The sequence below is a fragment of the Priestia sp. AB genome, from assembly GCF_028369225.1.
GTDB lineage: Bacteria > Bacillota > Bacilli > Bacillales > Bacillaceae_H > Priestia > Priestia megaterium.
On the sequence record NZ_JAQMYN010000001.1, the window covers coordinates 982,194 to 995,426 of the forward strand.

The following is a 13,233-nucleotide window of genomic DNA, read 5'->3' on the forward strand; positions in this document are numbered from 1 at the left end:
TTTTTATGTACTCGTCTTTAGCTATCTAGTGCTGTCTCTTCATTTTTACGGCGGCGAAGTCTCCATAGCGTGATAAGGGCAGCCAGTGTAAGAACAATACCGCTGCCGAGCAGGATATGACTCACTGTTTTATCCTGCTTTTTTTGGCCTTGTTCAAAATATTTCTTGTACATTGCCACCGCAGCTTTATTTTGCTTGTATTTTTTCGGAACGCTCATTTCTTTTCCGAGTTTCCAGCCGTCTTTATAAGCTTTTTGCTGTAAAGATTTCACGTCTTTATTCGAATAAAAACCTGCTTTGTACCATTTTTCTAGCTCGGGCTTGTCCTGAAGATTTTTAGGCGCTCTATAGGTCTGATAAGTGAAGGCTGAGTCGTATCCGTCTGCTTTTACGTCTTTTTGCTTTTGTTTCTGTCCTTTTTCATATCCTTGCTCAAAGGCTGTTTGCAATTCGCCTTCTGCTTCTGCAGGTACTTCTAATGAAAGGTCGTGATAACCTTGTACATAGCCCTGCTTTTCAAACTGCTTTTTTTGCTGCTTCAGCACTTCGGCTTGAGCGGTTTCAAAGCCTTCTGTAAAAGCCTGACGTGTGACATCCTCATCATCATACATGCTCGGAACACTCATTGAATCATTTTCAAGACCTTGGTCATAGCCTTCTTTTTTTGCTTTAACAGATAAGTCCATTAAAGAAATAGCTTTTTTGTAGCCTTGAACATACCCTTTATTCCAGTCGGATGACTTAGAAGGGAAAGGGTCGATTTCTGACTGAATCGTAGCATGTTTGTAATCAAGGACGCCTTGCTGATAGCCTTCCTCTTCGCCGGCAGCCATTTCATTTTCTTGTTCAGTCTCGAGTTCTTCCTCTTTTTGCTGCTGTCCTTTTCTATACCCTACCGTATACCCCATCATAAACCACGTGAATTCTTCAGAAGATTTGTCCAGTCCTGTTGTTTGATCAAACTGTTCAAATTTTTTCTCTGCGTATCCATCTTCTTCTCCAAGCGAATAGCCTTCTTGATAGAGAGAGTCAAAAATAGCTTTTACATCTTCAGTTGTATCCACGTCTGTTGACTGGTCCAAAACGTCGGAAGAGGAATCCGGGGAATCAGGAGTAGCATAAGAAGGGATGGGGTCACTTGCAAGAATAAGTAAGCAAGCTGTACTAATAACGGCTAATTTTTTTTTCATCATATCTTCACCTTTTAGTTCAAAGTCAATGTTTATTTTGTAGTTTAAGCGTACAGCTTTCTATGTAGAAAGGCGTGTAAAGGATTTGCCAATTATGAAAATTATAACATTTAAATGAGAAGGAGAATAGGTGGTAAAAAGGAGAAATATGTGTTTTTTACGGAGTTTTATTTTTGTCGCTGTTTTGCTTTTTTCACTTTAAATGAACGATAAAATACTTCAGCTACAAAACAGAACAAAAGGAAAAAAAGGACAAATAGTTCAGCGAACTCCATAACACGAAACGGACTGTAGGCATTTTGCAAGGCCATGGAAAAACTAAATCCTTGCACCATATCCACTCCGATAGAAAATCCCATTAAGCATCCTAACAGCAAAGCTGATATCCAAACGATTTTCATACGTTTCACTCTCCGTTTTTGTTTTTTTCTTAAAAACATTCTACCGCTAGTTTTTGTTATTTTTTTGTCTTACGCTTTGATTGCTCTATTAAAAATTGCATACAAAGCATTTATTTGGAAAAAGCTAAAAAAAGGTGTTTTTAATCGTGCCTTCTTTATTTAAAAATAAAAAAGCAAAGACAATAAAAAGGAAACAGAAGGTTCGGCGTCAGAGGAACAAGCGACAGGCCTTTATTTGTAATGAATGTGATGCTGATGCTGTTAATTATTTATACGGTGCACAAAGGATTTGAAGTAATAGCTAGAACGGCTGGACGTGTTTTTTATGAGTGCATTAGTCATCGGAGGATTTGTTAAAATCAGCGTCTTTTTTTACGCCGTGATTGTTGGACTTTCCACACTGTTTAAGGTGAAACGACCTTCTGCGCTGACATATCCTGTGGGCACGGTGATTTTATTTTTTTCTTTGACGATTGCAAGTAATTTTCAAGAGCATTTAAAAGAAGGGCTAACGATTATGCCAGTGTTGCTTTTTATCCCTTTTCATGTAGTGATTCCGTTTATGCTGCTCTGTATAGCATTTATTAAACATCGCATAAAAAAAACAAACGCGCTGCAGCCATCCTAATGGCTGCAGCGCGTTCGCCTGCTATCCGCTACCGCAAATGCAGCTGCTCCCGCTCTTTTTTTACTTGTTCTAGCTGTGAAATCGTAACAAGCTGATACCCTTGTGCGTGAAGCTGCTTCATAATTTCAACCGCTGCTTCGGCACTTGTTTGATAAATATCATGCATTAAAATAACTTTTCCGTCTCCGACTTGGCTCATAACCGCTTGAACGGAGTGAGGAACGTTTCTATATTTCCAGTCTTCGGGATCGATATCCCATAGAGTCACACCAACATTTCCGATATAACGTCTTACGTTTGCGTTCACGGCTCCATAAGGAGGGCGTACATGCAGTGGTTCATAGCCGCTCACTTGTTTGATGAGCGCTTGGGTATCGCCTATTTGGTGTTTGACCTGCGCTTCGTTCAAACGTGTGAGCTGAGGATGATCCCAAGAGTGATTTCCGACTTCGTTGCCTTCCTTGACCATACGTTCGATTGTTTCAGGATAATATTGAACGCGACTTCCTAACACAAAAAAGGTAGCGTGCCCGTTCATTTCTTTTAATCCATCTAAAATCACATTGGTAGATGAAGGGTTAGGTCCGTCATCAAAGGTCATCGCAACGACTTTTTTAGTTGGATCAATAGGAGCTCCTTGCTGCGGCATTTCGTTAACGATATGTTTTGGAGGCGTTTCTTTGACTTTATTTTTATTTACTGCTTCGTCTTTGTAAGCATCGCTCAGCATGTCTTTAAATAAATCTTTTTGGATAGCGATTGTTTTGGTTTTCGCTTGTTCAGCACCTAGCTGATAAGGCTTAAAATAGATCACAATACTGTTTTCAAGCAGCGCAAACTGACTGAAATTTTGATTAGCTGCCTGAGTTCCTTTTTGAAGGTCAGGGTCAAAATCAGCTGTTTTCATTTGTTTTTTTAATTCAGCATATGAAATAGCCGACAGGCGATCTAAATAGTTTGCATCTTCTTTAAATAAATCCTTTAACGTCATTTGTTTTTGAGCAGGCAGGTCGAAGGTAAAGGTTTTGAGAGAAGACGTTCCTTCCTCTCCATTTACCGATTCATATTCATCAAAGACAACGCTTAGCGTTTGCTTGCTGTAATGGACGATTTTATATGTAATCGTTAATTCAGATTTTTTCTTTTTTGACTGCTTCTTCAGCTTTTTTTCATAGTGTGCCACTTGATCTGTTACGTAAGCTTGAATGGATTGATCGATTTCTTTTTTACCAAAGGAAGGGTAGCTAATGGCATAGCCTCCGTCGGTAAGGTCCTTAACTAGCGTTTGAATTTCAACGTTTGGATAGGTTTGATCTGTTTGAATACTTGCCGTTTTTTTCTCTGTACTGTTTGCTTTGACGATATACCCTGCTGTACCAAGAAACAAAATACAGCATCCAAGCAGTGTCAAAATACGTTTGTAGCCCATGGTTTTCATGTAGTAATATTCCCCTTTTTGTATATATCTACCTAATAGACGCATGAGACCATCATTTAGTTTTACTTTTTTTAAAAAAACCAAACTATTTTTCTACTCATTCCGTCTACCTTATAGATGTACTTCAGCAAGAGAAAATAGAAGGGTATGAAAGACGATGAAAAAACATGATGCACATCAGGTGCTCGTAGCGTGCGTAACCGAGCATAAAGCGGATTTTTACCGGCTTGCTTTTAGCTATGTAAAAAATCAAGAAGATGCGCTTGATATTGTGCAAGAATCGATTAAAAAAGCACTCATTTCAATGGACAGTATCAAGGATATTCAATCGATTAAAAGCTGGCTTTATAAAATTGTTGTACGAACAGCAATCGATTTCCTGCGCAAGCATAAACGTCTAACGCTTATGGATGATGAAGCGCTTGAACACTTGAGCAGCGGACGTGAAGATCAGTATGAAGATATCGATTTAAAGCAAGCAATGGATCAGCTGCCGGTTAAATATAAAACCATTATTATTCTGAGGTTTTTCGAAGATTTAAAAATGGACGAAATTGCGGAAATCATTGAGGAAAATGTAAACACGGTAAAGACAAGGCTATACAGAGGGTTGAACCTGTTGCGGATTACGATGACGGAGGAGGACTTAGAACAATGAATGAAAAAATAGAAAAGTTAAAGAAGCAGTATCATGACATTCCTATTCCAGACGAATTAGATGATGTTGTTGCACAGGCACTTTCTTCACATCCTCGTAAAAAGAAATCCTATATTTGGCCGAGCACGATTGCGGCAGCAGCGGTGATTTTTATCACAACGGTGAATGTGAGTCCAGATGCGGCAAATGCAATGGCAAAAATTCCTGTGCTTGGAAAAGTAGTAGAAGTGATCACATTTGATGAACTGAAGCAAGAAGAAAAGCATTCTCGTATTGACGTGAAAACACCGTCGATTTCAGGCTTGGAAAACAAAGGTCTTCAAACAAGCTTGAATGAAAAATATATAAAAGAAAATGAGCAGCTGTATGAGCAGTTTAAAAAAGAGATGAAAAACTTACAAAAAGGAGAGAAAGGAAACGTGGCTGTCAGCAGCGGCTATGATATTATGACGGATACCGATGATTTGCTTGTGGTTCATCGATATGTGGAAGAATCGAGAGCTTCAACGTCGAGCATCAATCAGTACGACACGATTGATAAAAAACACGAAGTGCTCGTTACGCTTCCAAGTTTGTTCAAAGATAAAAGCTATATAAAGGTCATTAGTGAAAATATTAAACAGCAAATGAAAGATCAAATGAAACATGAAGAAGGCAAAATCTACTGGCTGACTGAAGAAGATATGGATCCTTTTAAAGAGATTGCTGAAAATCAAAGTTTCTACATTACAAAAGATCACAAGCTTAGAATTGTATTTGATAAATACAAAGTCGCCCCAGGATATATGGGAAACATTGAGTTTGAAATTCCAACGGACGTTATTTCAAACCTTCTGGTTGGTAAACGGTATATTCATTAAAAAACAGGTGTGAACGCTGAACGTTCACGCCTGTTTTTTTACATAAAGAAACGTTTAAATTTATTTTTATGCAAAATAAGTTGAAATATATAAGCAATCATGTATAATATTTTGTATATATTTTCATTCTTTTTGTTTATAAAGTCTTAGGGGAAAATGATGTGAACGGTTGCATTTCTAGAGAGGAAGTGAAGAGGTGAAACGCACGTTAAATCAAGATACGATTAAAGATGCCATGCTGTTTAACCAGCTTGTGATGCAAGTAAGCAAAGCTCTTTGGAAGTCTACTGAAAAGGATTGGGAGCAGTGGGTTAAGCCGTACGATCTGAGCATTAATGAGCATCACATTTTGGGGATTGCTTATCAGCTGGAAATTGCATCGATGACTGACATTTCAAAGCTAGGCGTCATGCATTTATCCACAGCTTTTAACTTTGCAAAAAAATTGCACTTGCGGGGCTATCTTACCCTTTCTAAAAATGAGAAAGATAAGCGGAATACATACGTACAGCTCACAGAAGAAGGAAAAAAGATGTTTTTAAAAACGCTCGAGGATTATAATCCTCTTGAAAATCCTTTGTTTCAAGGAGCGATGCCGCTGCGAGATGTTTACGGAGAGCTGCCTGACTTTGTTGAGCTGACGGCTCTGATTCGAAGCATATACGGAGAGGATTTTGTCCAGTTTATCGAGCGTTCTTCTCAAGAGCCCGCTGCTAGCTTGAAAAAATAAAAAAGCCTTCTTGTGCAAGCTGAGAAGGCTTTTTTGCATATCAACTTTTTTCAGTTAACCGTTCAAGTTCTTCTGAGGAATGGGCCATCTTCTCAATACGCAGAGACAGCTGCTTCATTACATCGGCTATTTTTTCAAGCTCTTTTTTGGTTAGCACGGTTTGCTGTTTGTTCTCGGTTGTTATGCTAAGAACGTTCGTGAAAAAAGAAGTAATGTTGTTCATATTGTCAGCCGTATCTTTTGTTAATGTAGCGACTTCTCCGCCTAGCGCCGAGACGCTTTCGATTTGTTTTTGAATGTCTCCGATAAAAGTGGAAATATTAGCAATAGATTTCTTCGTTTCTTCTGCAAGCTTCCGTACTTCCTGTGCCACCACTGCAAATCCTTTTCCATGCTCGCCCGCTCGAGCAGACTCAATCGAAGCGTTTAATGCTAATAAATTCGTTTGCTCCGCAATAGAAGTAACAATCGAAACGATTTGATGAATTTGCTGTGATGTATGTTCGAGCGTTTTCATTTTGTTTTGAATGAGCGACGTATTTTTTTGTATGCTTCCCAGCATGTTTTGTTCTTCTTTTAATTTTGCTTGACTCGTAACGGATTCCTTCTCAATGACTTCTGCTAGTTCAGAGCTTTTGTTTGCATAAGAAACGACGTCAGAGGACTGGTTGTGCATTTGATTCATAAATGTCTTCGTTTCTTCAGATAGCGAAGAAAGGATAGATGATGTACGAGAGATTTCTAGCTGAATTTTCTCTTTTTGAGTCTGAAGTCCAGCCCGCTGCTCGTCATATTCAAGCTCATAGGCTTTTAACACAATTTGCTGTTCTAGACTAATAAGCTTTGTCATACTTGCAATAAAAGCCAGACATTCTTCTTTTGATTCCATCCTACGTTCACATACTGAAAGAAGCGACGTAAATAAATTTTGAAATGCGCACAAATACCAGTTTGGCTCAAGTCCAATTTTAACGTGCATCTTGGAAATTTTTTGACGTTTTACCACAAAAGCATCGTCTATTTGTCCATCAAACATTTCTAAAATATGCCGTTTTAACGTTTGTTTTAATGCATGGACGCTGCTGTGCTTTTCGATAATCGCAACCAAATGGGCCTGTTCGCCAATAGCTTTGTAAAAATCGTTCACGATCTCTTCGATGGCATTTAGCGCATGAACTTGAAATCTGGCAATCCGTTCGAGATCCTCTGCTGTTAAGGAAATCATGTTAATCTGCTTTTTTATCATCGGGTCCGATACATGAAGCTTTACAGTGATGGATTCGACAGCGGCTGCTTCGGCGTGCGCTTTGTTTCGTTTAAACCAATTCATATTTATCACCTTTATTTGCTAGAATAGTTGTTTTTCTCTTCTTCTTATATTTCGGCGTTTTACATCCAAGAGTTGAGGCTGTTTAAGAAGATTGTTATCAAATTGTTATCTTCTATTAATTGAATTGTTATCCGCAGATGGTATGGTTGTACGGTGCTTAAAACATGATTCGGGGAGGAAACGAAATGAAAAAAATGCTATCGGCGCTTCTTGTAGGAGGAGCTTTATTTGCAAGTCCGGCAATGGGACATGCTGCGTTTGGCGACACGGTTTTAAAACAAGGGATGACAAATGATGATGTTGAACAAGTTAAAACGGTGTTAAAAGACAAAGGATTTTTAAAAGGCGAAGTATCGCGTTATTTTAATTATGAAACAAAAAAAGCGGTTATGGCTTTTCAAGAGAAACATAACCTAGAAGCAGATGGAGTTGTTGGAGAGAATACATACAATGCATTAGGTAAAGGCGGCGTTGTAGAAGGCGAATCAGAAGTGAATACGGATAAAGTAATCAGCAAAGCAAAATCCTTAATGGGCACGCCGTACAAATGGGGCGGCACTACACCTTCAGGATTTGACTGCAGCGGATATCTTCAGTATGTATATAAAGAAAGCGTAGGTGTTGATATTCCCAGAACGGTTGAAGATATCTATAAAGCAGGTGAAAATGTAAGTGAACCGCAGGTAGGAGATCTTGTGTTCTTTGAAACGTACAAAGAAGGTCCTTCTCATGCAGGCATTTATCTTGGAGACGGAAAATTTATTAACGCATCGTCTTCTAAAGGCGTGACAATTAGCGATAAAAATTCAAGCTATTGGAAAGAGCGCTATATAGGAGCAAAGCGTATTGCAGCTAACTGATTTATCATTTAATAGATACAAAAAGGCAAAGTCTAAGGGCTTTGTCTTTTTTGTATTGGTTTCAGTAGGTAGGAGGTAGGTAGGGGATTCCCCTATACAAAATGGACTAGTCAAGTGCGTATTTGTATGGAAATACGACAAAAGTTCTGTCACCTTTATGATACAGCTTGTATATATTGATAAAGTAATCTCTCAGGTTACGTCAATTGTTATAGGTAATTTGAAGGGATAACAGTATAAAAAGGAGGAACAAAATTTATGTTTTTTTGTTGTTACCGTCGCTATGTAGAAAAGATAAAACACCTTTTGTTTTCAAATCGATTTGCTGAATTTATTCAGGAAAACACAAAGAAAGCAGTAGAAGAAGTCGTTTATTCTGACACGTTCAAAGAGTACGTAATAAGTATTATTAAAGAATCTCAAGAATCACCTTTTAAAGAAATTGCTGAGCAGTATATCGGACAGGAAGTTGTGATCGAAACGACAGCTGGTCCACTTGAAGGTGTGGTCACGTTTGTGGGAGATGATTATTTGGAATTAGTAGAGTCTCCAACGTCAACGGTATTACTGCCATTTACAAGCATTGTGACTATTCAAAGCGCTTAAACGAAAGGAGGAAAAAAATATGTTTCAAGATGCATTACGAGAAAATGTAGGTTCATTTGTGCAAATCATCACAGCTATTGACGTTATTAATGGAACACTGCTTGCTGTTACGGACGCAGCGGCTGTTGTACGTACATCAAGCTCATATGGCGAGCCTGCAGATGTAACCATTCCATTAGTATCCATTACGTATGTTCGAATTTTCAGCGGAGTTGAGTGAGTTTGAAAGTATCAGTGATTATTCCAGCCTGTAACGAAGCTGATTCTTTGTTACCTGTCATTAAAGAAGTTCAAAAAATGAAGCCGTTTGAGATTATGGTCGTCGTAAATGGATCCAGTGATACAACACAGGAAATCGCCGAGGGTGCAGGCTGCCGCGTCATTTATTATGAGGAAGCTCTTGGCATTAATATTGGAAGGGCCATTGGGGCTAAAAAAGCAAAAGGAGATATTTTGCTTTTTTTGGACGGAGATATAGCGGTTCCTCATGAGGAGCTGATGAAATATACGAAGGCTATAGAAACCGGTCATGATATAGCGTTGAACAACCTTTCATGGACTATGAAGCGGAAAGTGCGTCCGCATCCGGTTTCCGTTGCGAAATACATGCTGAACTTATGCTTGCAGCGTGAAGATTTATCCATTCAAGCATTAACAGCTATTCCCCATGCTATCAAGAAAACATCGGCAGCTAAAATTGGATACGAGAACTTAGCTCACCCGCCTCTTGCTCATACGATTGCTCTTTTAAAAGGAATGTCAATCGTTGCACCGTGTTCTTCAGACGTTATTTATACCAATAAGATTAGAACTACCCACAAAACCATTCCTACCAATTCTCCTTTCCCTATTTCCACTAACTATATTATTGGAGATCATATTAAAGCGTTAGCTCATCTTATCGAAGAAAAAGGAATAAGAGGCGGGCTCACAGATGGTAATCGAAACCGAGAAGTTGTTTCCGCTTATACACCGAATGTAAAACGGAAAACAGGAGTTAAGTACAGTGCTGTTATTCCAGCAGGTGAAGAAAAAGAGACGATTGCAAACGTGATTAAAGAAGTAAGAAAAGCCGGAGTGGAAGAAATCATCGTGGTTGCCAACGGGGCAGACGAAGCGACGGTTAAGCGAGCAATTGAAGAGGGTGCTACTGTTCTTCATTACAAGCAGCGCCTTGGACACAATGTACCTCGAGCAATTGGTGCGATGTACAGCAGCGGTGAAGTTTGCTTGTTCGTAGATGGAGATATTATGATTTCCGCGGAACATTTGCGTCCATATTTAGAAGCGGCTGACCAAGGAGTTGATGTAGCGCTTAATAATTTAGAGTGTCTGCTTGACGAAGTGCATCCCATCCACTCTGTAAGCGCGGCGAAATATTTTCTTAATATTGTTTGCAAACGTCCGGATTTAACCATTAATACGACGACGGCGATTCCGCATGCAATTAAACGGGATGTAATGGAGAAAGTAGGCTACGAATCTCTTATTATTCCGCCTTTATTTCAATTACAAAGTATTATGTACGGCTTTAATGTCCAGCCTGTTCATTTTGTGGATGTCGCGCGAACAAACCGGATTCGAAAAGAGCATATGAAAGTCAAGGGTTTGGCAGCATCAACGCAGCGAATCCTAGGTGATTATGTAGAAGCCATGGCGTACTATATCAGCCAAACCAGCGAAAGAGGCGAATTTCTCCCGGACATACGAAGACATGATATTTTGTTTGAGGTGTTGAAGAATGAATAAAAAAGTTGCCGTTATTGGTCTTGGGTATGTGGGGCTGCCTCTTGCTCTTTTGTTTGCTAAGAAAAACTATACCGTGATTGGACTTGATATTGACAAGCGGAAAATTGAAGCGCTAAGACAAGGGAAAAGCTATATTCCAGACGTAAGTAATGATGTGATTCAAAAGGAGAAAAATTTTCAAGCATATGAATTAAAAAAAGGTATTTCGGCATTTCAAGCCTGCGAGTATGTAGTGGTGACCGTACCAACCCCAATTACAGAAACGCACAATCCAGATTTAGGACCAGTTATTAGCGCATCTACTTTCTTAAAAGAATACATGGTAAAAGGGCAAACGATTATTTATGAAAGCTCTACCTACCCAGGTACGCTTGAAGAAATTGTTTTGCCTATTTTGAAAGATTCTAACTTGCAAGCAGGAATAGATTTTTATTTAGCTTATTCTCCAGAGCGAGTTGATCCGGCAAACAAGTCGTATGACATTGAGCATATTCCAAAAGTGATCAGCGGCTACAGCAAAGAGTGCCTTTATCATGTGCAGGCGTTTTATGAAAGTATTTTTCAGCAAGTCGTACCTGTTTCTTCTCCAAAAGTAGCGGAAATGTGCAAGCTGTTTGAAAATATTCAGCGTCTGGTCAATATTTCATTGGTGAATGAAACAAATGAACTGTGCGAGGAATTAGGAATAGATTTTTATGAGGTCTTACAAGCGGCATCTACCAAGCCGTTTGGGTTTACTCCTTATTATCCAGGTCCCGGAATAGGGGGGCACTGCATACCTGTTGATCCGCTTTATTTCTTATGGAAACTAAAGCAAAATGGATTAACGAGCGAACTTATTGAAGCGGCTCATCATATTAATGAAGAAATGCCAAATAAAGTGATTAAACGGGTTGAAAAGCAGCTTAACGCAAATGAAAAGCGCGTGCTCGTGGTGGGCGTTGCGTATAAAAAAGACGTAAATGACATACGTGAATCGCCAGCGCTAACCGTGTGTGAAGGTCTTTTAGAAAAAGGGTATGAATTAACGTATCATGACCCGTATATTGACTCTGCCGTCTTTAATAAGCAAACGTACTTTTCTGTCCCGCTCACAAAAGAGGAAATCGAAAAAAGCGATGTTGTACTGGTATTAACTGACCATAGTCAGGTGGATTGGTCAATCGTAAAAAATGCAAAAAAAGTTGTAGATACAAGAGGTATTTTAAATGAATGAAGCCGCTGAGTTATTCAGTGGTTCTTTTTTTAGGGGTGATATTAATGAAAACTCTTTCTGTCGTGCTGCCTGTTTACAATGAAGAAGACACGCTAAAGACCGTGCTTAAACAAATTAAGAAAGTGAATGTGCTTGAGATTATTGTAATCGCAAATGGCTGTACCGATGCTTCAGTAAAAATAGCAAAAGAAGAAGGGTGCATAGTAAAAGTAGTGGAAAAACGCCTTTCTCCCCATGAAGCAAGAATGGAAGGAGCCAAAGCCGCCAAAGGAGATGCCGTTTTATTTGTAGACGGAGACATTATTCTTTCGGCTTCTGAGATTGAACGTTTTGTGCAGGCGCTGTTATTCGGACATAGTGATGTTGTACTAAACAAGTGGGAAAAAACAAAGATGAATACTTTTAATCGCAGTGAACTGACGTGGAGTACGGTCCTGCATCATGCGCTTGGAAAGCCTCATCGTGCCAACGCTTATTTAAAAGCACCTTACGGCGTGCTGCTGAGCGTATTAAAGAACTACTGGGAGATGCCGCCTCTTTCTTTATTTGTGACGTTTTTAACACAGTATCGTGTAAGCACGCATATTACGATTGAGACAGAGGGAAAGGGAAGCTTTCGCCCGTTTGATCGCCCGCTGCGCAGAAAAGAGCGAATTCAATCTTATCAGCAGCTTCTTCAAACATACTATACGCTGTCGTCGAATCGTAAAAGGCGAGTGGATATGCTTGCGCAGCCCATTCCAGTTGTGGAGCACGGCTGGGGGAAACTATCTTCTTTTTATGGAGGAAAACAGCTCTCTGTTATTATTCCGGTTTGCAACGAAGAACAAACAATCAAACAAGTAATTGAAGAAGCAAGAAAACTTGAACCGTTGGAAATTATTGTTGTGATTAACGGCTCTACGGATCAGTCAGAGAAGTACGCCAAAGAACAGGGCGTCAAAACTATCGTCTACGATGAGCGGTTAGGGCATGACTGCGGAAGAGCTGCGGGGGCACTTGCAGCAACGGGAGATATTCTTCTCTTTATAGACGGGGATTTTGTTCTTTCAGCTCAAGAGTTGTATCCGTTTGCTTCAGCGGTAGCGAGCGGCGTTGATGTAGCTTTAAACGTATGTGAAGATGAAGCGAAGCTCACGCATGTTGTGCAGGGGTGGAAGTACGTATTGAACGAGACAATAGGAAGAAAAGATTTATTAATGAGCTCCATGACTGCTGTTCCTCATGCCATAAGTAGAGAGTGCCTGGAGAAAATTAGGCCCGAATCTCTTGCTGTACCGCCTTTTGCCCAAATAAAAGCCATCATAGAAGGTTGTCATGTGCAGGCCGTTCACCATGTTGATGTAAATAAATTTAACCGATTTCGATATTCTGAACACCTATTATTAAAGAGCCATTCTGCTACGGCAGAACTTATTATTCAGGATCATATTTTTGCATTTCTCTCGTATCTTCAGCGCGACTGAGCAGGGAGTGTGGGTGGGGGCTCATTTACAAAAGAAACGTTTAAGATAAGGAAAGAAATTTGCTGATATCTTGTTTTTCTGTTCTAACCCCTTGAATTTGT

At 39.6% G+C, this 13,233-nt stretch carries 13 protein-coding genes and 1 pseudogene; 10 read left to right on the forward strand and 4 right to left on the reverse strand.

The genetic code is table 11. The features are described 5' to 3' along the window. Nucleotides 1-17: 17 nt before the first annotated feature. Nucleotides 18-1,190, reverse strand: a complete 1,173-nt coding sequence (locus tag POF52_RS05020) for a hypothetical protein (protein ID WP_271990308.1) — start codon at nucleotides 1,188-1,190, stop codon at nucleotides 18-20. Nucleotides 1,191-1,357: 167 nt separating this feature from the next. Further along, complete coding sequence (locus tag POF52_RS05025; protein WP_074893117.1) at nucleotides 1,358-1,591, reverse strand: hypothetical protein; 234 nt, start codon at nucleotides 1,589-1,591, stop codon at nucleotides 1,358-1,360. A gap of 301 nt (nucleotides 1,592-1,892) precedes the next feature. Here POF52_RS05025 and POF52_RS05030 point away from each other — a divergent pair. Then, nucleotides 1,893-2,219 (forward strand): annotated as a pseudogene (locus POF52_RS05030) (GerAB/ArcD/ProY family transporter); the annotation flags it as partial. 28 nt (nucleotides 2,220-2,247) lie between these two features. On the opposite strand, the gene POF52_RS05035 reads toward POF52_RS05030, so the two are convergent. Continuing rightward, complete coding sequence (locus POF52_RS05035) at nucleotides 2,248-3,657, reverse strand: polysaccharide deacetylase family protein (protein WP_271990312.1); 1,410 nt, start codon at nucleotides 3,655-3,657, stop codon at nucleotides 2,248-2,250. A gap of 157 nt (nucleotides 3,658-3,814) precedes the next feature. On the opposite strand from POF52_RS05035, the gene POF52_RS05040 reads away from it, so the two are divergent. From POF52_RS05040 to POF52_RS05050, 3 genes are all read left to right on the forward strand, one after another. Beyond that, nucleotides 3,815-4,315 carry an RNA polymerase sigma factor gene (locus POF52_RS05040; RefSeq protein ID WP_271990314.1) on the forward strand — a complete coding sequence of 167 codons (501 nt, stop codon included), beginning with the start codon at nucleotides 3,815-3,817 and terminating at the stop codon, nucleotides 4,313-4,315. Beyond that, the gene (locus POF52_RS05045; protein WP_271990317.1) at nucleotides 4,312-5,175 is read left to right on the forward strand and encodes a DUF3298 domain-containing protein; all 864 of its coding nucleotides are present in this window, start codon (nucleotides 4,312-4,314) and stop codon (nucleotides 5,173-5,175) included. Before POF52_RS05040 ends, POF52_RS05045 begins: the two co-directional genes overlap by 4 nt. Nucleotides 5,176-5,371: 196 nt before the next feature. Further along, the gene (locus POF52_RS05050; protein WP_013084563.1) at nucleotides 5,372-5,905 is read left to right on the forward strand and encodes an HTH-type transcriptional regulator Hpr; all 534 of its coding nucleotides are present in this window, start codon (nucleotides 5,372-5,374) and stop codon (nucleotides 5,903-5,905) included. Between the two features lie 40 nt (nucleotides 5,906-5,945). Here POF52_RS05050 and POF52_RS05055 read toward each other — a convergent pair whose 3' ends face one another. Next, entirely contained in the window at nucleotides 5,946-7,235 is a 1,290-nt protein-coding gene (locus POF52_RS05055) for a globin-coupled sensor protein (protein WP_016765189.1), read from the reverse strand. Nucleotides 7,236-7,420: 185 nt separating this feature from the next. On the opposite strand from POF52_RS05055, the gene POF52_RS05060 reads away from it, so the two are divergent. From POF52_RS05060 to POF52_RS05085, 6 genes are all read left to right on the forward strand, one after another. Then, nucleotides 7,421-8,095: a C40 family peptidase gene (locus POF52_RS05060; protein ID WP_043978437.1), complete on the forward strand. Its 675-nt coding sequence runs from the start codon at nucleotides 7,421-7,423 to the stop codon at nucleotides 8,093-8,095. A gap of 258 nt (nucleotides 8,096-8,353) precedes the next feature. After that, nucleotides 8,354-8,701 carry a DUF2642 domain-containing protein gene (locus POF52_RS05065; protein WP_043978439.1) on the forward strand — a complete coding sequence of 116 codons (348 nt, stop codon included), beginning with the start codon at nucleotides 8,354-8,356 and terminating at the stop codon, nucleotides 8,699-8,701. Between the two features lie 19 nt (nucleotides 8,702-8,720). Further along, nucleotides 8,721-8,921, forward strand: a complete 201-nt coding sequence (locus tag POF52_RS05070; protein WP_029323776.1) for a hypothetical protein — start codon at nucleotides 8,721-8,723, stop codon at nucleotides 8,919-8,921. Between the two features lie 2 nt (nucleotides 8,922-8,923). After that, nucleotides 8,924-10,450, forward strand: coding sequence for a glycosyltransferase family 2 protein (locus POF52_RS05075; RefSeq protein WP_442956636.1), 1,527 nt, complete (start codon nucleotides 8,924-8,926; stop codon nucleotides 10,448-10,450). Beyond that, complete coding sequence (locus tag POF52_RS05080) at nucleotides 10,443-11,666, forward strand: nucleotide sugar dehydrogenase (RefSeq protein WP_271990337.1); 1,224 nt, start codon at nucleotides 10,443-10,445, stop codon at nucleotides 11,664-11,666. Before POF52_RS05075 ends, POF52_RS05080 begins: the two co-directional genes overlap by 8 nt. Before the next feature lie 44 nt (nucleotides 11,667-11,710). Continuing rightward, nucleotides 11,711-13,132, forward strand: a complete 1,422-nt coding sequence (locus POF52_RS05085; RefSeq protein WP_271990340.1) for a glycosyltransferase family 2 protein — start codon at nucleotides 11,711-11,713, stop codon at nucleotides 13,130-13,132. Nucleotides 13,133-13,233 lie beyond the last annotated feature (101 nt).

Coding starts and splice junctions, on each gene's coding strand:
- POF52_RS05020 (WP_271990308.1), bottom strand. CDS start 1,190: ATGAAAAAAAAATTAGCCGTTATTAGTACAGCTTGCTTACTTATTCTT.
- POF52_RS05025 (WP_074893117.1), bottom strand. CDS start 1,591: ATGAAAATCGTTTGGATATCAGCTTTGCTGTTAGGATGCTTAATGGGA.
- POF52_RS05035 (WP_271990312.1), bottom strand. CDS start 3,657: ATGAAAACCATGGGCTACAAACGTATTTTGACACTGCTTGGATGCTGT.
- POF52_RS05040 (WP_271990314.1), top strand. CDS start 3,815: ATGAAAAAACATGATGCACATCAGGTGCTCGTAGCGTGCGTAACCGAG.
- POF52_RS05045 (WP_271990317.1), top strand. CDS start 4,312: ATGAATGAAAAAATAGAAAAGTTAAAGAAGCAGTATCATGACATTCCT.
- POF52_RS05055 (WP_016765189.1), bottom strand. CDS start 7,235: ATGAATTGGTTTAAACGAAACAAAGCGCACGCCGAAGCAGCCGCTGTC.
- POF52_RS05060 (WP_043978437.1), top strand. CDS start 7,421: ATGAAAAAAATGCTATCGGCGCTTCTTGTAGGAGGAGCTTTATTTGCA.
- POF52_RS05065 (WP_043978439.1), top strand. CDS start 8,354: ATGTTTTTTTGTTGTTACCGTCGCTATGTAGAAAAGATAAAACACCTT.
- POF52_RS05070 (WP_029323776.1), top strand. CDS start 8,721: ATGTTTCAAGATGCATTACGAGAAAATGTAGGTTCATTTGTGCAAATC.
- POF52_RS05080 (WP_271990337.1), top strand. CDS start 10,443: ATGAATAAAAAAGTTGCCGTTATTGGTCTTGGGTATGTGGGGCTGCCT.
- POF52_RS05085 (WP_271990340.1), top strand. CDS start 11,711: ATGAAAACTCTTTCTGTCGTGCTGCCTGTTTACAATGAAGAAGACACG.